The sequence below is a fragment of the Ensifer sp. ENS02 genome (assembly GCF_014851885.1).
Classification (GTDB): Bacteria; Pseudomonadota; Alphaproteobacteria; order Rhizobiales; family Rhizobiaceae; genus Ensifer; species Ensifer adhaerens.
Genome location: NZ_JACVAO010000012.1, coordinates 97,655 through 118,481 on the forward strand (window position 1 = coordinate 97,655; position 20,827 = coordinate 118,481).

A 20,827-nucleotide genomic window follows, 5' to 3' on the forward strand; every position below is an offset into this window, starting at 1 on the left:
GGCGGTGAGGGCAAATTGCGGCTAGCCGGCCGGCAAGCAACGAAGTGTTGCGATTTGAGCAACGGGCGGGCCGCTGTTCGGGCGGCCATTGGGATCAATCCCGCAGCGCCTTCATGTCATGGCGTCATTCCTGCAGTTCATTCCAGTTGGCGCAACGAATCGTCACCGCCTCTGCCCTTGCTGTCGCACAGCGGGGAGGGGGAACCAAGCACTATTGGCTTCTCTCGGTGAGACACTTTCCGAAGTCTATTCTGCCCGCGCCCGACGCTTTCCGTTATCTCCTTGATCCTCCCGGCGGCGGAAAACGAAACCGCACAAAATTCCCGAAAATGCCCATTGAAATCGATTACATTTTCTGGCTTCATGGTTTTCGCAAGATTTGGGAGGATCTGATGAAGAAATTTATCGCCGCAGCGCTAGGCGCTGTCGCAACCATTGCCATTTCCGCTTCTTTCGCCAATGCCGAGACCTTCAAGATCGGCCTGTCCAACGGCTGGGTCGGCAGCGAATGGCGCACGCAGATGATCGACGAGGCCAAGGAGGCCGCGGCGAAGTGGAAGGAGAAGGGCGTCGACGTCGAAGTCTCCGTCCAGAGTGCCAATGTCGACGTACCCGGGCAGATCGCGCATGTGCGCAACTTCATCGCCGAAGGCGTTAACGCCATCATCATCAACCCCAACAGCCCGACGGCCTTCGATCCGATCTTCGCCCAGGCGAAGGAAGCCGGCATCCTGGTGATCGCGACGGACGCCGAGGTTTCCTCGCCGGATGCGACCTATGTCGGCATCGACCAGACGGCCTGGGGCGCTGCCGGCGCCAAGTGGCTGGCTGACACGCTCGGCGGCAAGGGCAAGGTGGTCGCCATCAACGGCGTCGCCGGCCATCCGGCCAATGAAATGCGCGTCGCCGGCTACAAGAGTGTCTTCAAGGATTATCCGGACCTGCAGGTGGTCAACGAGGTCAACGCCAATTGGGATCAGGCCCAGGGCCAGCAGGCGATGCAGAACATCCTTGCAACCTATCCTGATATCAACGGCGTCGTTGTTCAGGACGGCATGGCGGCCGGCGCCTGGAAGTCGATCATGGATGCGGGCAAGACCAGCCAGATCGCCGCAACCGGCGAAATCCGCAAGGACTTCATCGACCTCTGGGTCAAGGACAAGCTGAATTCCGGCGCGACCGTCAACCCGCCGGGCGTCATGGCAAGCGCGCTCAACGTTGCGGTGCTGATGCTGCAGGGCAAGGAACTGAAGGAGCCGGCAACGGCTGGCCAGTACAAGAACGCCATGTATCTGCCGATCCCGTTCATCGACAGCAAGAACCTTGGCGACGCCGCCAAGCAACTCGACGGCAAGCCGGGCTATTACTCCTACACCAACGCGCTTTCGATCGACGACGCCACGGCGTTGTTCAAGTAAGTTCGGGTTTCGCCGGGCGACTCTTGTCTTGAGCCGCCCGGCGACCGATGCCGCCGATGGCCACCGACCAAGGCCGATCGGGCGTGAAAGATTGCTGCAGTGGAGCCGGTGCCGAGCGCGAGCATCCCTGAAGATGCGGCAAGCAACCAAATGGACGACAGCCGATGTCGAAACTGAGACTGAACGGCGTGAGCAAGGCTTACGGCGCAACGCTGGCGCTACGCCGCGGCGACCTTGAGATCGCTGCCGGCGAAGTGCATGTGCTGATGGGCTCCAACGGCTCCGGCAAGAGCACGCTGTGCAAGATCATCGCCGGCAGCGTGCGGCCGGATGGCGGCCAGATCCTGATCAACGACAAGCGCGTGACGATCTCCGGGCCGCAAGCCGCACGCGCCGCCGGCATCGGCATTTTCTACCAGGAACTCAGCCTCGCCAGCCACCGGTCGGTCGAGGAAAACATCTGCCTTTCCGCCCTGCCGGTGAAGGCCGGCCTCTTCATCGACCGGGCGGCAATGAAGGCGCGCGCGGCGCGCTACATCGCCTTGTTCTCGGAGGTCTCCGGCGAAGGTTTTCACGCGGAGGCCCTGGTCGGCAACCTTCGGGCGGACCAGCGGCAACTGGTGGAGATCATGAAGGCGCTCGCCAGCGAAGCGCCGATCCTGATCTTCGACGAGCCGACCTCCGCACTTGACCGCGCCCAGGTCGATCGCTTCTTCGAGATCCTGCGCGATCTCAAAGGCCAGGGTCGCGGCATCATCTTCATCTCGCACCGCATGGACGAAATCACCGCGATCGGCGATCGCGTGACGATCATCCGCGACGGCGAGACCATCGAGACGTTGAAACTCTCCGAGACCGACCCGGCAACGGTCATCCGGCTGATGGTCGGCGGCGCCAGCGACATGCCGGCTGCAAGGTCATCGGCACCAGCGGTGGTGGAAACTGGCGCGCAGACGGCGATCTCCGTACGTAGCCTCTCGGGCAAGGGCTTTCGCGATGTCAGCTTCGAGGTGGCAAAGGGCGAGATCCTCGGGCTCGGCGGGCTGCACGGGCAGGGGCAATCGGCGCTGCTGCGGGCCATCTTCGGCGCAAGCACCGTTTCATCCGGCGAGGTGACGATCGGCGGCGAACGCTATGATGCCAAAAGCCCGCGCGACGCCATTCGCCGTGGCTGCGCCTATGTCTCCGGCGACCGCGGTCGCGACGGCGTCATCAGCGGCCGTCCGATCATAGAGAACGTCACGCCGATCCATTATCTTCGCGACCGGCTGATGCTCGCGCGGCCCTCGAGCCTCAAAAACAAGGCGATGCCGGCGCTCGAAGCGATGCACACCAAGTTTGCGAGCCTCTTCCATCCGATCAATTCGCTTTCCGGCGGCAACCAGCAGAAAGTGATCATCGCCCGATGGCTGATCGATCGGCCCGACGTGCTGCTGCTCGACGACCCAACCAAGGGCATCGACCTCCAGGCCAAGGCCGATCTCTTTGCGCTCATTCGCCAGCTTGCGGCCGAAGGCCTCGGCATCCTGCTCTATTCGTCCGAGGACGCCGAGCTGCTCGGCAACGCCAACCGTATCCTCGTCTTCAACGGCGGCTCGGTGACACGCGAGCTGATCGGTGACGATCGCACCCGCTACAATCTCTACCAGGCTGCATACGAGGCCGCATGATGACATCGACCGCGACAGACATTTCCTCTCCAAGGAGCGGTGGGCTGCGCTCCTGGCTCGAGCGCTACCCCTTCCTGCCGGCACTGGTCATCCTCATCGTGCTGCTGGCGCTGAACGGCCTCTTTTCGCCCAACAGCCTGAGCTACCGCTCGCTGACGGGTCTGCTCAGCACCTATATGGCGCTGATCATGCTGGCGATCGCGCAGACCTATGTCGTCTCCGCCGGCGATATCGATCTTTCCGCCGGCGCGACGCTGTCGCTGGTCAATGTCGCGATCGTCGTCCTGATGGAGCGCTGGGGCGGCGGCGCCGGTGCCGTGCTGCTCGCACTTGCGCTCGGCGTCCTCATCGGACTTGCCTGCGGGCTGGTCAACGGACTGGTCGTCGCAGCACTTCGGCTGCAGGCGATCGTCGCCACCTTTGCGACCAGCATCTTCTTCACCGGGCTGGCGCTCTATGTCATGCCCGTTGCCGGTACGCCGGCGCCGGCACTGTTCTGGCGCACCTATGGCGGCCGCCTCTTGGGCCTGCCCTTCGTCTTCTACGTGCTCGCGGCGCTGGCTGTCCTGCTTTACTTCCTGTCGCGCACGCGCATCGTCACCGAACTGCTGGCCGTCGGTGACGACCAGCAGGCCGCCTATCAGACCGGGCTTCCGGTCGTCGCCGTCCGCATCAAGGGCTACCTTCTGTGCGGGCTGTTCTCGGCGCTTGCCGCTTTCTGCCTCACGGGTGATACAGCGAGCGGCGATCCGCTGGTCGGCGGCAAGATGACGCTCTACAGCGTCGCCGCCGTCGTGCTTGGCGGCAGTGCGCTTGCCGGCGGCTGGACGACGGTGGTCGGCTCTCTGCTCGGCGCCCTGACGATCGGCCTCGTCAATTCCCTGGTCTTCTTCATGGGCACGCCGTCGGAATGGCAGAACTTCGTCCAGGGCCTCGCCATTCTGATCGTCTTGATGGCCGGCGTGCTCGCCGGTCGGAGGGCACGCGCATGAGCTCGGTTACGTCGTTCTTCAAACAGCCGCTGGTCGTGGCGCTCATCCTCATCGTCGCGCTGCTCTATCTTGGCCAAAGCCTGTCGCCGGGGTTTGCCTCGGCCGATCAGATCCTCCGGCTCTTGATCGTCGCCTCGCTGCTCGGCATCGTCGCCGCCGGCCAGAACGTCGTCATTCTCGGCGGCCGCGAGGGCATCGACCTCTCCGTCGGCGGCGTCGTGTCGCTCTCGGCGATCATCGCCGGCAATGTCATGAACGGTGCCGATGGCGGCATCCTGCCGGCGGTGCTCGCCTGCCTGGCGGCCGGCGCCTTCTTCGGCCTTTTGAACGGCCTCGGCGTCACGCTTCTGCGCATCCCGCCGCTGGTGATGACACTCGGCATGCTGGGCGTGCTGCAGGGCCTGCTGGTGGTCATCCGCCAGGGCATTCCCTCGGGTCGCGCCGCGCCCGGCCTCTCCGCCTTCGTGACCCAGCCGCTGGCGCTCGGCATTCCCGGCATCATCTGGCTCTGGATCGTGATCGGCCTGTTCATGGCTTTCATGCTGAACCGCACCGTCTTCGGTCATCGGATCTACGCGATCGGCTCCAACGAGCACGCGGCCTATATGGCCGGCGTGCCGGTTCGGCTCATGCGCATCGGTCTCTTCATGATCTCGGGCATGTTCGCCGCGATCGCCGGGCTCTGCCTGCTCGGTTATTCCGGATCGTCTTTCGCCAATGTCGGCGAGCAATACATGCTGTCGTCGATCATCGCGGTCGTCTTTGGCGGCACGTCGCTTGCCGGTGGCAAGGGCGGTTACACCGGGACCATGGCCGGCGCGCTGCTGCTTGTCATCCTCCAGGGCATCCTGACGACGGTGAACATCGACGAGTCCGGCCGTCAGATGGTGTTCGGCGCGACGCTGCTGCTGCTCATGCTGTTCTACGGCCGCGGGAGGGCGATGCGCGCATGAGCGAGCGGCCGAAGATCAAGGATATCGCAGAACGCGCCGGTGTCTCGGTTGCGACCGTTTCGCGGGCACTGAGCGGCTCGTCGCTGGTGACGGACGAGACACGCCAGCGCATCAACGCGCTGGCGCGCGAGCTCAACTACCGCCCGAATGTCAGCGCCCGCAACTTGCGAACGCGCCGGTCGATGTCGGTACTGCTTGTCGTGCGCGACGTCGGCAACCCCTTCTACCTCGAGATCCTGAAGGGCGTGGAGGCGACGGCGCGCGAGGCCGGTTACGCCGTCCTCATGGGCAACACCGAGAACGACCCGGACCGCGAGGTCGAGTATTTCAACATGCTGCGCGACGGCCATGCCGACGGCATGATCCTGATGACCGGCAAGCTGCCGCCGCCTGAGCCGGGCGAAAGCGCCGATCTCTCGCATCTGCCTGTCGTTATCGCGCTCGAAATGATCGAGGGGTCCGGCTTCCCGCATGTGCAAATCGACAACGTCGCCGCCGCTGAGGCTGCGGTCGACCATCTGATCGCGCTCGGCCATCGCCGCATCGCCCATATCGCTGGTCCCCTGCCGGAGGTCATGGCGCTCCACCGCCGCGACGGCTACCGGGCCGCCATGAAAGCGGCCGGCCTTGCGGTCCCCGAGGGGTACGAGGTGCGCGGCGACTACCTGCTCGAAAGCGGCGAGGCCTGCGCCTCGGACCTTTTCGCCCTGCCGGAGCCGCCGACCGCGATTTTCGCCGCCAACGACGAGATGGCCTACGGCGCAATCCATGCGCTACGGCGGCTTGGCCGCGAGGTGCCCGGCGACGTCTCGGTCGTCGGCTTCGACGATCTCTATCTCAGCAAGGCCTTCTATCCGCCGCTGACGACCGTCAGCCAGCCGCGCGCCGACATCGGTCGCACGGCGATGTCGCAGCTTCTCAACGTCCTCTCGGATGGTGACGTCGCCGCAGAGCCGGCCATCGTCCTGCCGACCACGCTCAACATCCGTGGCAGCACCGCGCCGCCACGTAAATAGCCGGAGGTGGGACGAGGAAAGCCGCGTGCGGTTTTCCGCCCGCACCCCGCCGTTACCAAAATCGATCAATGGGAGAAGAGAATGACACAGCTACCGAAGCAGACGCTGCGCGTGGGTTTCGTCGGATCGGGCTTCATCGCCCATTTCCATCTGAAATCGATGATCGGCGTGCGTAATGTCGAGGTCACCGGCGTCTTCAGCCGCAAGGCCGAGAACCGCGAGAAATTTGCAAATGAGGTCGAGGCGCTTGGTCTCGGCAGCTGCCGCACGCATGAAAGCCTGGAAGCGCTGCTGACCGCCGATGACGTCGACGCGGTCTGGATCCTTTCGCCCAACTACACCCGCATCGACGTCATGCGTTCGCTGCACAAGGCCGTCAAAGACGGCCGCAGCAAGGTCTTCGCCGTTGCCTGCGAAAAGCCGCTTGCCCGCACGGTTGCCGAAGCCCGCGAGATGCTGTCGCTGGCCGAGGATGCCGGCCTCAACCACGGTTATCTGGAAAACCAGGTTTTCTGCACGCCGGTGCTGCGTGGCAAGGAAATCATCTGGCGGCGCGCGGCGACGACCACCGGGCGCCCCTATCTGGCGCGCGCGGCCGAGGAACATTCCGGCCCGCACGAACCCTGGTTCTGGCAGGGCGACAAGCAGGGCGGCGGCGTGCTTTCGGACATGATGTGCCACAGCGTCGAGGTCGCGCGCTACCTGCTGACGGCGCCCGGTGCGCCGCGCAATTCGCTGAAGATCAAGGCGGTAAACGGCACCGTCGCCAACCTCAAATGGACGCGTCCCCACTATGCCGAACAACTGCGCAATCGCTTCGGCAACGAGGTCGATTATCGCAACCGGCCGTCCGAGGATTTTGCCCGCGCCACGGTGACGCTCGAAGACCAGGACGGCAACGAGCTGATGATCGAGGCGACCACCTCCTGGGCCTATGTCGGCGCCGGCTTGCGCATCCAGCTCGAATTGCTCGGACCGGAATATGCGCTCGAATACAATTCGCTCTCTACCGGCCTGAAGATCTTCATGTCGCGCGAGGTCAAGGGCTCGGAGGGCGAGGATCTCGTCGAAAAGCAGAATGCCGAGCAGGGCCTGATGCCGGTGCTCGAGGACGAGGCCGGCGTCTACGGCTATACCGACGAAAACCGCCACATGGTCGAGTGCTTCCGCAAGGGCGAAAAGCCGCTCGAAACCTTCGAGGACGGCCTTGCTGTCGTCGAGATGCTGATGGGGCTTTACCGGTCGGCAGAAATCAACGCGACGCTCAACTTCCCGGCGCCGGAGCTCGAACATTACGTGCCGGTCGTCGCGCGCCGGGGTGCCTGACGACTGAAGTTCAGGCCCGCGCGGTCGAGGCCGTGAGGCCGAGTTTGCGGAGCAATTGGGCGGCGGAGGCAATGACCGTCTTCGCCGGCCCGCCCGCAACGAGGGCGGTCGGCGTAGACGCCTGCGCGTAGAGCCCCCCATAATTATACGCTTTCCTCCATGATCCCGGTTGACGGGGATCAATGTCGCCGGGTGCGCATTTGCCTAGGCTGACTCAGTTCTTAAGTCCGGTCGCGAGGAGGAAACGCGATGACATACAAGACAATTCTCGCCGTGGTCGGCGTCGATCATTCCGCAGACGATCTGCGTGCCGCGGCACAGGTCTGCGCTTCGGCAAACGCTCACCTCTCCCTGTTGATCGTCAAGCTCGCCGCTTCTCCGCCGATCGGCGATTTTGCCGCCGCCATCTCGATTGACTGGCTGAACGAACGTCAGCGCGAGGTCGACAAGCTCGAATCCTGCGTGGCAAGCGCAACCGACGTTCTCACCCGGGAAGGCATCTCGTTCAGCGTCGAAACGAAATACACCGAGGCTGCCTGGGCCGATGACGAGATCGGCGAGCGCGCACGCTATGCCGACCTGACGCTCGTGGGCGACGGCCTGATGCTGGACCCGGAGCTACGGTCGCGCACCATCGACGGGACGCTGTTCAACTCCGCGCGACCGGTCCTCGTCCTGCCCAAGGGCAAGCCCGCGCGGCTTGATCCGAGGACGGTGGTGCTTGCCTGGAACTCCCGGCTGGAAGCGGCCCGTGCGGTACGCGAAGCGCTCGACCTGCTGAAGGGCGCCAAGATCGTCCACGTGACGATGGTCGACCCGCGTTCCGCCTACGGCAAGAACGGCGAGGAACCCGGTGCCGATATCGCCGGCTACCTTGCCCGGCATGGCGTTTCGGTTTCCGTCGAGCGGCTGCCGAGCGGCGGGCATCGGGTCGATGACGTGATCAATCGCTTCGCTTCCGACGTGGCCGCCGATCTGATCGTCATGGGCGCCTATGGCCACTCCAGAATGCGTGAACGCGTCTTCGGCGGCGTCACCCGCTCGATGCTCGAAAACGCAGTGGTACCCGTGCTGATGGCCCATTGACAGGCACGGCCGAGCGCGCAGCCATCTGACTGCGCGCCGACGGTCATCAACCCACAGTGGCTGCCCGCCCGGTCACCTCATCGATCTCGATTTCGAAGAAGAGATGCGGCGAGGCGCCGGTAATTGCCTGATCGCCGGGCTTCAGACCGCCCGGTTCCCACCAGTTCACGCGCTGTTCGAGAAGCGACCAGGCGTTCATGCGCTCGCGATGCCATTGTTTCGTATCCGGCAGTTCCTGATAGCGGCCGTAGATGACGACGCTTCGCCAGTCCTTCCGGTCCGTTGCCGTGTCCATTTGAATGCAGACGCGGGGAGTGGCCCGCATCCAGTCGATCTTCTGCCCGGGCATCGAAAAGCCGTAGAGCCTGTTGGCGGCAAAAGCATATTGGATGGGCACGACATAGGGCTGGCCATCCCGGACGCACCCGAGGCGGGCGATGTGGTTCTCGGCGACGAGGTCGATGCATTCCTGCCGCGACATTTCCCTGATCAACATGAAACTCTCCTTTTGAAAGAGGTCATCTGGCACCAGTCTCTGCCTGTCAGGAGAACAGGCATTGATCTCGCTCAATTCGGGCTTTCGGGCCTCCAGCGCCGAAAATTGTCGGGCACGAGCGGAATAAACCGCCCGACACCCCGTTTGCCCTCCCACGAAATCAGCCCGGTGGCTTTCGTGCGGCGCGGTTGCCGCGCGAGCCTGGGCCAGCAAAAAGGGAGCGTAGCTATGACCATCAGCCCGGTGATCGCTTCGGAAAAAGACCTCGTCACCCTGAACGCGGCGGTAGCCGAACGCATTGACGGCCATATGCCGGTGAGTCAGGTGCGCCTGCTCGTCGGCGCAATGCTCGTCGCCTTTGCCGCCGTCCTGATCTTTCTCGCGGCCGACGGCCTGGTGCTGCCGATGCGCCTTTCGCTGATGGTGTTTGCGACGACGCTGATCTGCTGGACGATCTTCGACCTGCCGGAAACGCCGGTGGCGCTTGCCGGGGCGGCGGCTTTGGCCGTGACCGGCGCCGTCGGCGAAGAGGCGGTTTATGCCGCGCTTGGCAACGACATCGTCTGGCTGATGATGACGGCATCGGTGATCGCGGCGGTGCTGCAGGCATCTGGTCTCGTTGAGCGGCTCGCCTTCCGGCTGCTTGCCCGTTTCCGCGACGTCAGCCGGCTGTTCTGGGTGGTGACGCTGACGATCTTCGTGACTGCCTTCGTCATCCCCTCGACCTCGGCGCGGGCGGCGATCTTCATGCCGGTCTTCCTGGGGCTTGCCTCGACCATCGGCCGCCCTGGCGTCACCCGCGCGCTGGCCCTCCTGTTCCCGTCGGTGATCCTGCTTTCGGCGGCCGCCTCGCTGACCGGCGCTGGCGCCCATCTCGTTGCCGTCGATTTCATTCGCCGCAGCGGCGGTGAGGCGCCGGGTTTTCTCGGCTGGGCCTTGCTTGCCGCGCCCTTCGCGCTGCTGACGAGCCTCCTTGCCTGCGGCCTGATCCTGCGCTTCTTCCTCGACGATGCCGACCGGAACTCGCGCTTCGACCTGCCGGCCGCGCCTACGGAGAAACCTCCGTTTTCGGCGCGCGACAAGGCAATCCTTGCCGTGACCGCTGCGATCGTCGCAGCACTCGCGACCTCGGACCTGCACGGCATCGCGCTGCCGGTGGTGGCACTCGTCGGCGCTCTTGTCCTTGCGTCGGAAAAGATCTCCGGCATGCCGTTTCGCAAGGCGCTGAAGGGTGTCGAGTGGAACCTGCTTCTGTTTCTTGCCGGCACGCTCGTCATCGGCGAAGCGCTGCTGTCGACCGGCACGGCGACGGAACTTGCCGATCGCCTGATCGGTGCCTTCGGCCAGATCGGCAAGCCGCCGGCGTGGCTGGTCGTGCTTCTCGCCATTGCGGTCGCGACCTTTGCCCATATCGTCCTTGCCTCGCGAACGGCTCGCGCGACAGTGCTCATTCCGGCCGTTGCGCTGCCACTGGCGGGCTTCGGGGTCAGCCCCGCCAGCCTCATCATGGTCACAGCCATAGGTAGTGGCTTTTGCCAGACGCTGATGGTTTCGGCGAAGCCCGTAGCGCTGTTCGGAGGTATGGAACCACCCGCTTTCAGCCCTTCCGATCTCCTGCGCTTGGCCTTGATGCTGGCGCTCCCGTTCATCGCGTTGCTTGCCCTGTTCGCGCTTGTGATCTGGCCTGCAGTCGGGTTGGAAACATGACGATAAGCATCTGATATAATGTCATTTTAAGAGCCGAAGCGTCTGTCGCTTCGGCTCTTTTCTTTTTCTTTTCGTAGAAGAAAGAATTCTGCATTTCGGCCGGAATAAACGTGGCGAGCTGCCGTTTCTCCCCTGCATCCGCATTGTCCCAAAAGTGCAAGGAGATTGTCACATGTCACTTACCATTCTGGTTGCACCGTCCGGTTTCAAGGAAAGCCTGTCGGCGGAAGAAGCTGCCAACTGCATCGAGAAGGGCGTGCTGCGCGCCTGCCCGAGCGCCGAGGTCCTCAAGGTGCCCATGGTCGACGGCGGTGAAGGCTTCACCAAGGCGCTCGTCGCTATCACCGGCGGCAGCCTGCACGAACTGACCGTGACCGGCCCGCTCGGCGAACCCGTCGCCTCGCATTTCGGTTTCCTCGGCGGGCAGTCCGAACGCACGGCCGTCATCGAAATGGCCGCGGCCGCCGGTTTGCGACTGGTCCCGCGCGATCGGCGCAACCCCTGCCTCACCACCAGCTACGGCGTCGGTGAGCTGATCCGGGCGGCCCTCGACGCCGGCGCCCGCCGTATCCTGCTTGGCTGCGGCGACAGCGGCATCAACGATGGCGGCGCCGGCATGGCCGCAGCCTTGGGCGTGAAGCTGCTCGACCGGAAGGGCAAACCGCTTGCGCCCGGCGGTGCGGCACTGGCGTCGCTGGCGCGCATCGACATTTCGGGCCGCGATCCGCGCCTCGCCGAGGTTCGCATCGACGCGGCCGTCAACTGGCACAATGTGCTGCTCGGCGCACGCGGCGTTGCCCGTGTCTTCGGGCCGCAGAAGGGCGCAACGCCGGAGCAGGTGGAACTGCTCGCGGCTGCGATGGAGACCTATGCCGCAGCCATCGAGACGGCAACCGGTATCGCGGTCGGCGACGTAGCGGGAGCGGGCGCGTCCGGTGGTCTCGGGGCGGCGGTCATGGGGCTGCTCGGCGGCGCGCTGCATCCGCGCTACGACATCGTGATGCGCTATCTCGATCTCGACAGCATGATCGCCAGGGCCGATCTGGTGATCACCGCCGAAGGCAGCCTCGACGGGCAGACGCCGTTCGGCAAGGTGCCGGCCGAGGTCGGGCACAGGGCGAAGGAGGCGGGCCGCCCCGTGATCGCTCTCGCCGGTACGATTGGCAAGGGCGTGACCCTCAATTTCGAGCACGGCATCGACGCTTTCGCCTCGATCCTGAAGGCGCCCTGCACCCTCGACGATGCCATCAACGCCGCGCCGAAACTGCTCGTTCGTGCGGCTGAAGATGCCGTGCGCATGGTGCGCGTCGGAATGCTGCTCAACGAACGCGGACTGGCTGCCTGACAAAACGGCCACACTCTGGCGGGACGGCGGCGCTGCCGTCTCCCGCCGGAGCCGCGCGGCGGCTACGTCATGCAATCGCCAAGGTTGTCCTCGCAGTCTTCGTAAACGCAGGACGGATCACGAGGACCAAACGCAAAATGTCAAATGGATGGGAGGAGTCGGCGGCTGCCTGGATTTCCGGGCTGGGCGCCGAGGGGGATTTTGCGCGGCGCTTCGTCCTCGATGCGCCCATGCTCGAAAGGGCGCGGCAAAGCGGGGCAAGGGCTGTCCTCGATGTCGGGTGCGGCGAGGGGCGGTTCTGCCGGCTGCTTACGGCGGAGGGGCTGAGCACCGTCGGCATCGATCCCGCCGGGTCGCTCGTTAGTCAGGCGAGGCGTCTGCATCCCGATGGTGACTATCGCATCGCACAGGCCGAAGGACTGCCTTTCGCGGAGAAGACTTTCGATCTGGTCGTTGCCTATCTCAGCCTCATCGACATCGCCGATCTGGATGCGGCGGTTGGCGAGATGAACCGGGTTCTCCGCCCGGGCGGTCATCTGCTGATCGCGAACCTGACCAGCTTTTACAGCGCCAGCAACCCGACCGGCTGGCGCGATGGCGGCGATGGCAAGCGCAGTTTCATGATCGACCACTACATGGATGAACGGTCCGATTGGATCGGCTGGGGCGATCTTCGGGTCATGAACTGGCACCGGCCGCTCAGCACCTACATGTCGCTGTTGCTGGGAGCGGGCCTGCAGTTGCGCTATTTCGACGAACCATTGCCGCGTGGCGGCGAACCGGAACAAAGGGACCTCTTTAGAAGGGTCCCCTCGTTCCTGGTCATGGATTGGCAAAAGCCGTAGTTCAGTGCTGCCCGCTCGACGCTGCTACGAGCGGCAGAGCTCGCGGGCATTGAGAACGCCCCAGCCGAACACGGGATCCTTGCCCGGCGCGCCGAGGTCCTGCGCCGTCTCCGTGACGAGTTTTGCAACTTCCTGGGCCGACAGCGACGGATGCGAGGCCCTGAGAATGGCGGAGGCAGCCGTGACGAAGGGGGCGGCAAAGGATGTGCCGGTCTTGGGCGCTGCCCCCTCGATCGAGGCTGCCGTCCAGACACTCGTGCCGAGTGCTGCGACATCGATATGGTCGCCGCGCCCGGCGCGGCGATAGGGCTTGAAGTTGCGGTCGACCGCGGTGACCGCGATCATCGCCGGATAGGCGGCGGGATAGACGGGTTTAGCCCGCGGGCCGTCATTGCCTGCCGCCGCCACCTGGATGATGTTTCGCTCGGCTACGAGCGCGACGGTCTTTTCGAGCAGCAGATTGTGTGGCCCGGAGAGGCTCATGTTGATGACCGCGACCTTGCGCGAGGCCAGGAGATCGATGGCGCGTACCAGATCGTAGGTCTCGGCGATATCGCTCTCGCCGCCCTTACGCTGGAAGGCGTCGACGGCGATCAGGTGGGCATTGCCGAGCAGGCCCGGCGCGCGACTGTCCTTCCGCCCGGCAATGAGAGCTGCGACCGCGGTTCCGTGCTGGCGGCCGGATTCCGGTGCCTCTTCCTCCGCCAGCCTGACGATGTCGAGCCTGACGTCTTTCAGTGAGGGATGGGCGGGGTTGATCGCCGTGTCGATCAGCCCGATCGGACCGGCAGCCGGGCACGCGGCGCCGGCGTCGGGCCAGCCGATGGCGGTGCGAACGAGCGCGCAACCGCCGTCGGCACAGGGAGCCGGTGAGGCGGTGCCTTCGTTCGGCTCGAAATAGTGGTTGAGATCGGCGATTGCTCCGGGCGTCGCATCCGCGACCTGCCGGCGGGCATCCTCGAGCGTCATGCCGCGGGGGGCGCCGAGCTTGACGATCTCTGTCGTCGAAAGCGCGAGCGGCTCTCGTGCACGCACTGTGAAGCCGCTTTCCGCAAGGCGCTGGATGGCGGCATCGTTGAGACCGAGCGCGATGATTTCACCGGGAACATGGGTTGCCCGGCGCGCTGCCGGACGCTGGCGCACGACGCGGCGCTCCGACGTCCCGCGGAAGAGATCGAGCAGATTGCCGCCTCCCCGCCAGGTGTTGCTTGAGTCGCGATCGCCTGAGCCGCGGGACGAACCGCCACCGCCACCATCGTCATCGTCGTCGTCCGCCTGGGCCTGACTGATTGAGGCAAAGCGAACGGTTGAATTGCCATCGTTACTACCGCCAAAGGAGAGATCCCCAGCACCGGTTGCCAGGCCGCACAACGACAGGACGGTCAGTCGAAACAGGCGTTTTTTCAAGGTTTTCTCCTTGTGTAGCGGCATCCGAAAACGAAAGCTTACCGTGAACGGACGGACCATAAGTGGTGACTTTCGGGTGTAGTTCCCATAACGCTCAACGGATGAATGGACAAATTATTCCACCGGTGACGAAGGGTAGCGCCAAAAGGAACGCCCGATGACGGATCCGACCATCGTCTTCGGCGAGCGCCTGGTCGCGTTTCTGCCGAACCTGCGCCGCTTTGCCATTTCGCTTTGCCGGTCGCGCGACGTGGCCGACGATCTGGTGCAGGCGGCCTGCGAAAAGGCGCTAGCCGGTTCGGACCGCTTCGAGGAAGGCACGCGCTTTGACGCCTGGATGTTCCGCATCCTGCGCAACCTCTGGATCGACCAGCTGCGCCGGCAGAAGACCGCCGGCCCGACGGAGGAGATCGAGGCGCAGGCCGAACTCGCCGTTCCTTCGGGCGAGGCCGGGAGCGAGGCGCGCATGGCGCTGAAGAGCGTGGCGGCTGCGATCGACGGCCTGGTGCTCGAACAGCGCGAGGTACTGATCCTCACCTGCGTCGAGGAGCTTTCCTACAAGGAGGCAGCCGAGGTTCTCGGCATTCCGATCGGAACCGTCATGAGCAGGCTCGCCCGGGCGCGTAAAAATCTTGCGGAGGCAACGGGAATAGAACCGCCGGTCGCGCGTTCACAGGACATGAGAGGCGGGACAAGATGAGCGACACGGAATTCAGCGATGAGATCTTGATGGCGTTCGCCGACGGCGAACTCGACGAGGCGACAATGCGCCGTGTCGAGGCGGCGCTGGAAACGGACGACGAATTGATGGCGCGCGTGGCGATGTTCATGGAAACGCGCGCCGCCGCAAGCGAGGCGCTGAAGCCGGTGCTCGACGAGCCGGTGCCGGACGAACTGGTCGCTAAGGTGCGGGCCATGGCGGCGGCCGCAGGCGACGCAGCGCGCGCGGCGGACGCACCGGCTGCAGCCGGCGATAATGTCGTGGCCTTCCGGCGCCCTGCGGATCAGCCGGCGTCGCCGAACGGTAGCCCCTCGCGGTTTCTGATGGCGATGGCAGCGTCGCTGCTGGTGGTCGTCGGCGGCGCTGGCGGCTACCTGCTTCGCGGCGGTGGGCTGGCGGATCCAGGCGGGGTGCCGGGCGCGATGCAGGTGGCCAGCACTGTCGGCCCGGCGCTCTCCGCCATCCTCGACAAGGCGGCTTCGGGAGACGAAGTCGCCGTTGGTGAAGGGCAGGGGACGGTCCGGCTGGTATCGGCATTCGAGCTCGGTTCGGGGCAGTTCTGCCGCGAATACGAACTCGCCCAGCCCGGTGAGCCCGGTCTGGTGTCGGTCGCCTGCCGCAAGGCGTCGACCTGGCAGACGCGGCTCGCCGTCGCCAAGCCGGAAGGCGGAGACGGCTACGCGCCGGCCTCGTCACTTGAGACCGTCGATGCCTTCCTGACCTCGATCGGCGCCGGGCAGCCGCTCGATGCGGACGCCGAGAAGAAGGCGCTCTCCGGCAGGAAATAGACCGTGAATTCCAACGTCCGTCGGGCAATCGCTGCGCGCTTCCGGCTTTATCCTAGAGCGGAACCGAAAGCCCGACCTTCACCGGGTCCATCGTCACGAAGGTGCGGAAGCGCTTGATGTTCGCATTGCCGAAGAACATGCGCCGGGTGAAGGCCTCGTAGTCGGCCATGGTCGGCACGATGACGACGAGCATGAAGTCGACGTCACCGGTGACATAGTAGCATTGCTGCACCTCGGGTGCCGCCGTGAATGCCGCCTTGGCCGCATCGAGCAGGGCGATCTGCTCGCTTTCGACCTCCACCTCCACCAGGATCGTCAGCGCCTGATTGACGCTGACCGGATCGATCAGCGCGACATTGGCGCGGATGACGCCGGTTTCTTCCATGCGCTTGATCCGCCGCTGGACGGCGGGCGCCGACAGATTGACCGCCTCGCCGATCTGGCGCTGCGGCGTCGTATTGTCCTTCTGCAGGATGGCGAGAATCGCAAGATCGAAGCGATCCAGTTCGACCTGTGGCTTTTTCGACGGTGCCATCCAGTGCCTTTCGGTTCCTGCTCTCCGGGCCCTGAAGGTGGAACCCCACGCCACGGCACCCCATTAACTTTACAAACTTGCATTCTCGACGGCCATTTAGAGCGCATTTCTCGGCAGCGATGAAATAGATTTTCGTGGTCTACGGAGATTGCACCATGTTTCTCGCCAATTCCCATGCCGATTTCGGCCACTCGCTACTGCCCGCGGATGCCGACATGCTGTCGCTTGCCGCCGCCGCCCGTGTCGAGCAGCAGCTTGCGCGCCGCCCCGACCATCGGCCGACGCCGCTTCATGCCTTGCCCGCATTGGCGGACGAACTCGGTATTGCGGGCGTCTTCGTCAAGGACGAAGGCCATCGCCTGGGTCTCGGCAGTTTCAAGGCGCTTGGCGGTTCCTATGCGGTGATCCGGCTGGTGGTCGAGGAGGCGGAACGGCGTCTCGGTCGCAGCATCGATCTCGACGATCTCGACCGGCCAGAGGTTCGGGCAATTGCCGCCGCCCAGACCTTCGGCTGCGCCACCGATGGCAATCACGGCCGCTCGGTTGCCATGGGCGCCCGGCTTGTCGGCGCGAAAGCGGTGATCTTCGTGCACGGAGGCGTCAGCGAAACGCGCATCGAGGCGATCGCGGCCTATGGCGCGGAGATCGTCCGCGTTGCCGGGACCTACGACGATTCCGTCCGGGAGGCCGCGCGGGTCTGTGACGAAAATGGCTGGACCGTCGTCTCGGACACCACCTGGCCGGGCTACGAATACATTCCCGGCCTGGTGATGCAGGGCTACACGGCGCTGCTGAGCGAGGCGCTGCGGCAGATGGAAGAGCCTCCGACGCATGTGTTCGTGCAGGCGGGCGTTGGCGGCATTGCGGCGGCGACCGCGGGGCATATGGCGCTACGTTATGGCGCGGAGCGTCCACGTTTCGTCGTCGTCGATCCGGCGCGCGCCGCCTGCCTCTACGAAAGCGCCAGAGCCGGACATCCGGTCAAGGTGGCGCATGGCGAGCCGACGATCATGGCGATGCTCGAATGCTACGAGCCGTCGCTTGTCGCCTGGCGTATCCTGTCCCGCGTCGCCGATGCCTTCATGACCGTCGACGAGGAGGATGCCGTTTCGGTGATGAACCGGCTTGCGCGGCCGACAGGCTCTGACCCGGCGATCGTGTCCGGCGAAAGCGGCGGCGTCGGCCTGGCCGGGCTGCTTTCGGTTGCCCGCGATCCAGCGCTGCGGGAAACGCTCGGACTGACCGCGCAGTCGCGCGTCTTCGTCATCAATACCGAGGGTGCGACGGACCCAGAGCGTTATGCTGCCTTGGTCGGCCTGTCGCCCGAGACCGTCGCCAACACATCGAACGAAAGAGGATGACCATGGCGGGAATGGATTTTGACCGGCTTGTGAAGGACATGACCGCCTGGCGCCGCGACCTGCACGCGCACCCGGAATTCGGTTTCGAGGAACAACGCACCTCATCCTTCGTTGCGGCAAAGCTCAGGGAATTCGGGCTCGACGAGGTGGTGGAAGGTGTCGGTGGTACCGGCGTCGTCGGTCGGCTGAAACGCGGCAGCGGCAACCGCGCCATAGCGCTTCGGGCCGACATGGATGCGCTGCGGATACCGGAACAGGGAGAGCTTCCCTATCGCTCGACGAAGCCCGGCACCATGCATGCCTGCGGCCATGACGGTCACACGGCCATGCTGCTTGGCGCCGCCAAGATGCTCGCCGAAGACGGCGGCTTCGATGGTACCGCATGCTTTATCTTCCAGCCGGCCGAGGAGTGGGGCAAGGGCGCGCTGGCGATGCTCGACGACGGACTGATGGAACGTTTTCCCTTCGACGAAATCTACGGCCTGCACAACATGCCGGGGCTGCCGGTCGGCCGTTTCGAAACCCGCGTCGGCGCCATCATGTCGGCGGAGGACAATTTCGAGATCGTGCTCAAAGGCGTCGGCGGGCACGCGGCGCGGCCGCACTGGGGTAACGAGACGCTGGTCGCCGCCTGCGCCACCGTCGTCAATCTGCAGACGATCGTGTCGCGCCGCCTCTCGCCGACGGATATCGGTGTCGTTTCGGTCACCGAGCTTTTGACCGACGGCACGCGCAACGCGCTGCCCGGTCTCGCCCGCATCCTCGGCGATGCCCGCAGCTTCCGCCCGGAGGTCAGCACCAGGATCGAAGCGGAGATGCGGGTGATCGCCAAGGGTACGGCGGATGCCTATGGCTGCGAGGTCGAGGTCAACTACTCGCGCGAGTTCGTGCCACTGATCAATGACCCGGCCTTGACCGGCCACGCCTTTGCCGCAGCAGAAACGGTGTTCGGGACCGGGAATGTCGCAACGGCCGCCGAGCCGATGACCGGCTCGGAGGATTTCGCACGCTTCCTTGAGCACGTTCCGGGCTGCTTCGTCTTCATCGGCAATGGCGAGACATCGGCGCCGCTGCACAATCCGCGTTACGACTTCAACGACGACGCCCTGATCTTCGGCGCGCGTTATCACGCCGAGATTATCCGGCAGAGACTGGCGTTGGCTGATAGCCGGCCATGAACCAAAATCCGCATGAAAGCAGGAATAACATGTCATTTCCTTCCATCGACGCCGCGCGCCTCATCGGGCGCATCCGCGAGCTTGGCGAAATCGGTCGCGATGCAGAAGGGCGACTGACCCGGCTGGCCGGCTCCGACAACGACAAGGCCGGCCGCAACCGCCTCGTCGCCTGGATCGAGGCGGCGGGCCTCGATGTGGCCGTGGATCAGATTGGTAACATCTTCGGCATCTGGCGCAGCGAGGAGAACAGCGGCGAAGCGCCGATCATGCTCGGCTCGCACATCGATACGGTCATCAATGCCGGCATCTATGACGGATGTTACGGCGTACTCGCCGCGCTCGAAGTAATCGAGACGCTGAAGGACCGTGGCGTGACGCCGGCCCGACCGATCGTCGTTGCCGCCTTTACCAATGAGGAGGGCGTGCGTTTTGCGCCCGACATGCTCGGCTCGCTCGTCTATGCCGGCGGCCTGCCGCTGGACGCAGCGCTCGCGACCATCGGCACGGATGGCTCGTCGCTGGGCGAGGAACTCGAGCGGATTGGCTATGCCGGCAACATCGAGCCGGGGTTCCTCAAGCCCCACGCCTATGTCGAGCTTCATATCGAGCAGGGGCCGGTGCTGCAGCGCGAGGGCTTTTCGATCGGTGCCGTCGAGAACCTGCAGGGCATTTCCTGGCAGCGCGTGACGATCGATGGCGTCGCCAACCATGCCGGCACCACGCCGATGGCAATGCGTTCCGACGCCGGTCTCGCGGCCGCGCGTGTCGGCCTCTTCCTGCGCGAGCATATTGCCCGGTCGAACGCGCCGAGTGTCGCGACCATTGGCACCATGCGTTTCGAGCCCGACGCGATCAACGTCATCCCATCGCGTGCCGCCTTCACCGTCGATCTGCGCGATCCGGACGAGGATCGGCTGCAGGCGCTCGAAGCGGCGCTTGCGGACTTTCTGGTGCGCATCGGCGCGGAAGAGGGGGTAACGATCTCGGTCGAGCGGCTGGCACGCTTCCAGCCCGTCGCCTTCGATCAGGGCATCGTCGCAGCGGTCGAGGCTTCGGCGAAGGCGCGAGGCCTCAAGAGCCGGCGCATGACTTCGGGCGCCGGTCATGACGCCCAGATGATCGCCCGCATCGCGCCGACGGCGATGATCTTCGTTCCGAGCCGCGACGGCATCAGCCATAATCCGCGCGAACACACGGAGCCGGATGATCTGGTCGCCGGCGCCAACGTGCTGCTCGATGTGGTCGAGCGGATGGTGAGTGGTCGCTAGAGGGCTATAGGGCTATAGGGACGTTGCGCGTTCGTTGATCGAACGGGATCGATAGCGCGCCTCCCGCTGCTCCGTCATGCCAGGGCTTGGCCCAAGCATCCAGGCGCAGACGCTTCTATGTCCGCGATAAACAGCACACGGCATCCTTCGGCGCGACGAAGCAGACATCTCTTCAGGGCTCTGTTCTGGTGTGACCCGCGCTTTTGCGGGATCCCGCATCGCTCTTCTGCCGGGTGGAAGACTCTGGCCCGCTCCCCTCGGGAGGCTCTTCCGGTGTCCGGCGAAAAAGATTGAGGAAACTGCTGCCGCCGTACCATACGCTGCCGGTTGGTCCGTAATCCCGCCCGTCGCGCGAAGAGGATGAGTGGCGCTCGCTGTCTCCGCCGCTCAGGCCGCTTCCGTCGATGACGCCGCCTCCACCGCCAGCCCCGGTCCCGCCGGGCTCGCCGCCCACGCCGCTACCATCGCCGGAGCCCCAATCGCCGCCACCCTCTGTGCCGTTGCTTCCGCCGCTCCCGACGTTTTCGCTACCTTGGTCGCTGCCGCCCGCGGCACCTTCACCATTCGTGCCGCCGGCATCGGCGTCGTCCGCATGGGCAGCGGAAATCCAGGAAAGGCCCCCGGCAAAGCCCCGGTCACCGTTGAGGCGCGGCAGATCTCCGCCGAATGCTGCAAGGGCTCCTATGGACAAGGCCGTCAGTCTCAACAGGCATGT

General features: G+C 64.8%; 19 protein-coding genes. 15 read left to right on the forward strand and 4 right to left on the reverse strand.

What is annotated here, in order from left to right; translation table 11 throughout:
* Positions 1–392: 392 nt before the first annotated feature.
* From IB262_RS24715 to IB262_RS24745, 7 genes are all read left to right on the forward strand, one after another.
* On the forward strand, positions 393–1,418 hold the full coding sequence (locus IB262_RS24715) for an ABC transporter substrate-binding protein (protein ID WP_034805952.1): 1,026 nt from the start codon (positions 393–395) through the stop codon (positions 1,416–1,418).
* Positions 1,419–1,582: 164 nt separating this feature from the next.
* The gene (locus tag IB262_RS24720) at positions 1,583–3,088 is read left to right on the forward strand and encodes a sugar ABC transporter ATP-binding protein (RefSeq protein WP_034805659.1); all 1,506 of its coding nucleotides are present in this window, start codon (positions 1,583–1,585) and stop codon (positions 3,086–3,088) included.
* Positions 3,088–4,080: an ABC transporter permease gene (locus IB262_RS24725; protein ID WP_034805955.1), complete on the forward strand. Its 993-nt coding sequence runs from the start codon at positions 3,088–3,090 to the stop codon at positions 4,078–4,080. Before IB262_RS24720 ends, IB262_RS24725 begins: the two co-directional genes overlap by 1 nt.
* Positions 4,077–5,033 carry an ABC transporter permease gene (locus IB262_RS24730; RefSeq protein WP_034805661.1) on the forward strand — a complete coding sequence of 319 codons (957 nt, stop codon included), beginning with the start codon at positions 4,077–4,079 and terminating at the stop codon, positions 5,031–5,033. Before IB262_RS24725 ends, IB262_RS24730 begins: the two co-directional genes overlap by 4 nt.
* Complete coding sequence (locus IB262_RS24735; protein ID WP_034805663.1) at positions 5,030–6,049, forward strand: LacI family DNA-binding transcriptional regulator; 1,020 nt, start codon at positions 5,030–5,032, stop codon at positions 6,047–6,049. The genes IB262_RS24730 and IB262_RS24735 overlap by 4 nt, the downstream gene beginning before the upstream one ends.
* A gap of 81 nt (positions 6,050–6,130) precedes the next feature.
* Positions 6,131–7,375: a Gfo/Idh/MocA family oxidoreductase gene (locus tag IB262_RS24740; RefSeq protein ID WP_034805665.1), complete on the forward strand. Its 1,245-nt coding sequence runs from the start codon at positions 6,131–6,133 to the stop codon at positions 7,373–7,375.
* Positions 7,376–7,624: 249 nt separating this feature from the next.
* Positions 7,625–8,461 carry a universal stress protein gene (locus tag IB262_RS24745; RefSeq protein WP_034805667.1) on the forward strand — a complete coding sequence of 279 codons (837 nt, stop codon included), beginning with the start codon at positions 7,625–7,627 and terminating at the stop codon, positions 8,459–8,461.
* 46 nt (positions 8,462–8,507) lie between these two features.
* On the opposite strand, the gene IB262_RS24750 is transcribed toward IB262_RS24745, so the two are convergent.
* Entirely contained in the window at positions 8,508–8,957 is a 450-nt protein-coding gene (locus IB262_RS24750) for a pyridoxamine 5'-phosphate oxidase family protein (RefSeq protein WP_034805669.1), read from the reverse strand.
* A gap of 228 nt (positions 8,958–9,185) precedes the next feature.
* Between IB262_RS24750 and IB262_RS24755 the strand changes: the two genes are divergently transcribed.
* The 3 genes from IB262_RS24755 to IB262_RS24765 all read left to right on the forward strand — a co-directional run bounded on the left by IB262_RS24755 (position 9,186) and on the right by IB262_RS24765 (position 12,854).
* Positions 9,186–10,664 carry an SLC13 family permease gene (locus IB262_RS24755; protein ID WP_246802708.1) on the forward strand — a complete coding sequence of 493 codons (1,479 nt, stop codon included), beginning with the start codon at positions 9,186–9,188 and terminating at the stop codon, positions 10,662–10,664.
* A 172-nt stretch (positions 10,665–10,836) separates the two neighbouring features.
* Positions 10,837–12,009 (forward strand): glycerate kinase, encoded by a 1,173-nt coding sequence (locus IB262_RS24760; protein ID WP_034805670.1) that lies wholly within the window; start codon positions 10,837–10,839, stop codon positions 12,007–12,009.
* A gap of 137 nt (positions 12,010–12,146) precedes the next feature.
* Positions 12,147–12,854, forward strand: coding sequence for a class I SAM-dependent methyltransferase (locus tag IB262_RS24765; RefSeq protein ID WP_034805671.1), 708 nt, complete (start codon positions 12,147–12,149; stop codon positions 12,852–12,854).
* A gap of 24 nt (positions 12,855–12,878) precedes the next feature.
* Here the strand turns inward: IB262_RS24765 and IB262_RS24770 are convergent, their stop codons facing one another.
* Positions 12,879–14,261, reverse strand: coding sequence for a S8 family serine peptidase (locus IB262_RS24770; protein WP_246802709.1), 1,383 nt, complete (start codon positions 14,259–14,261; stop codon positions 12,879–12,881).
* A gap of 157 nt (positions 14,262–14,418) precedes the next feature.
* Between IB262_RS24770 and IB262_RS24775 the strand changes: the two genes are divergently transcribed.
* Both IB262_RS24775 and IB262_RS24780 read left to right on the forward strand, forming a co-directional pair.
* Positions 14,419–14,961 carry an RNA polymerase sigma factor gene (locus IB262_RS24775; protein WP_034805673.1) on the forward strand — a complete coding sequence of 181 codons (543 nt, stop codon included), beginning with the start codon at positions 14,419–14,421 and terminating at the stop codon, positions 14,959–14,961.
* A complete protein-coding gene (locus IB262_RS24780; protein WP_192493938.1) occupies positions 14,958–15,770 on the forward strand; it encodes an anti-sigma factor in 813 nt (270 codons plus the stop codon). Before IB262_RS24775 ends, IB262_RS24780 begins: the two co-directional genes overlap by 4 nt.
* Before the next feature lie 52 nt (positions 15,771–15,822).
* Here the strand turns inward: IB262_RS24780 and IB262_RS24785 are convergent, their stop codons facing one another.
* Entirely contained in the window at positions 15,823–16,305 is a 483-nt protein-coding gene (locus IB262_RS24785; RefSeq protein ID WP_034805679.1) for an Lrp/AsnC family transcriptional regulator, read from the reverse strand.
* 155 nt (positions 16,306–16,460) lie between these two features.
* Here IB262_RS24785 and IB262_RS24790 point away from each other — a divergent pair, with 155 nt between their 5' ends.
* From IB262_RS24790 to IB262_RS24800, 3 genes are read left to right on the forward strand one after another with little or no spacing between them, the layout of a single operon-like run.
* The gene (locus tag IB262_RS24790; RefSeq protein WP_060581035.1) at positions 16,461–17,666 is read left to right on the forward strand and encodes a diaminopropionate ammonia-lyase; all 1,206 of its coding nucleotides are present in this window, start codon (positions 16,461–16,463) and stop codon (positions 17,664–17,666) included.
* Positions 17,667–17,668: 2 nt separating this feature from the next.
* Positions 17,669–18,844 (forward strand): M20 aminoacylase family protein, encoded by a 1,176-nt coding sequence (locus IB262_RS24795; RefSeq protein WP_113136201.1) that lies wholly within the window; start codon positions 17,669–17,671, stop codon positions 18,842–18,844.
* A 29-nt stretch (positions 18,845–18,873) separates the two neighbouring features.
* Complete coding sequence (locus IB262_RS24800) at positions 18,874–20,112, forward strand: Zn-dependent hydrolase (protein WP_034805688.1); 1,239 nt, start codon at positions 18,874–18,876, stop codon at positions 20,110–20,112.
* 172 nt (positions 20,113–20,284) lie between these two features.
* Here the strand turns inward: IB262_RS24800 and IB262_RS36505 are convergent, their stop codons facing one another.
* Positions 20,285–20,818 carry a hypothetical protein gene (locus tag IB262_RS36505; protein WP_162731772.1) on the reverse strand — a complete coding sequence of 178 codons (534 nt, stop codon included), beginning with the start codon at positions 20,816–20,818 and terminating at the stop codon, positions 20,285–20,287.
* Positions 20,819–20,827 lie beyond the last annotated feature (9 nt).

Coding starts and splice junctions, on each gene's coding strand:
- IB262_RS24715 (WP_034805952.1), top strand. CDS start 393: ATGAAGAAATTTATCGCCGCAGCGCTAGGCGCTGTCGCAACCATTGCC.
- IB262_RS24720 (WP_034805659.1), top strand. CDS start 1,583: ATGTCGAAACTGAGACTGAACGGCGTGAGCAAGGCTTACGGCGCAACG.
- IB262_RS24725 (WP_034805955.1), top strand. CDS start 3,088: ATGACATCGACCGCGACAGACATTTCCTCTCCAAGGAGCGGTGGGCTG.
- IB262_RS24730 (WP_034805661.1), top strand. CDS start 4,077: ATGAGCTCGGTTACGTCGTTCTTCAAACAGCCGCTGGTCGTGGCGCTC.
- IB262_RS24735 (WP_034805663.1), top strand. CDS start 5,030: ATGAGCGAGCGGCCGAAGATCAAGGATATCGCAGAACGCGCCGGTGTC.
- IB262_RS24740 (WP_034805665.1), top strand. CDS start 6,131: ATGACACAGCTACCGAAGCAGACGCTGCGCGTGGGTTTCGTCGGATCG.
- IB262_RS24745 (WP_034805667.1), top strand. CDS start 7,625: ATGACATACAAGACAATTCTCGCCGTGGTCGGCGTCGATCATTCCGCA.
- IB262_RS24750 (WP_034805669.1), bottom strand. CDS start 8,957: ATGTTGATCAGGGAAATGTCGCGGCAGGAATGCATCGACCTCGTCGCC.
- IB262_RS24755 (WP_246802708.1), top strand. CDS start 9,186: ATGACCATCAGCCCGGTGATCGCTTCGGAAAAAGACCTCGTCACCCTG.
- IB262_RS24760 (WP_034805670.1), top strand. CDS start 10,837: ATGTCACTTACCATTCTGGTTGCACCGTCCGGTTTCAAGGAAAGCCTG.
- IB262_RS24765 (WP_034805671.1), top strand. CDS start 12,147: ATGTCAAATGGATGGGAGGAGTCGGCGGCTGCCTGGATTTCCGGGCTG.
- IB262_RS24775 (WP_034805673.1), top strand. CDS start 14,419: ATGACGGATCCGACCATCGTCTTCGGCGAGCGCCTGGTCGCGTTTCTG.
- IB262_RS24780 (WP_192493938.1), top strand. CDS start 14,958: ATGAGCGACACGGAATTCAGCGATGAGATCTTGATGGCGTTCGCCGAC.
- IB262_RS24785 (WP_034805679.1), bottom strand. CDS start 16,305: ATGGCACCGTCGAAAAAGCCACAGGTCGAACTGGATCGCTTCGATCTT.
- IB262_RS24790 (WP_060581035.1), top strand. CDS start 16,461: ATGTTTCTCGCCAATTCCCATGCCGATTTCGGCCACTCGCTACTGCCC.
- IB262_RS24795 (WP_113136201.1), top strand. CDS start 17,669: ATGGCGGGAATGGATTTTGACCGGCTTGTGAAGGACATGACCGCCTGG.
- IB262_RS24800 (WP_034805688.1), top strand. CDS start 18,874: ATGTCATTTCCTTCCATCGACGCCGCGCGCCTCATCGGGCGCATCCGC.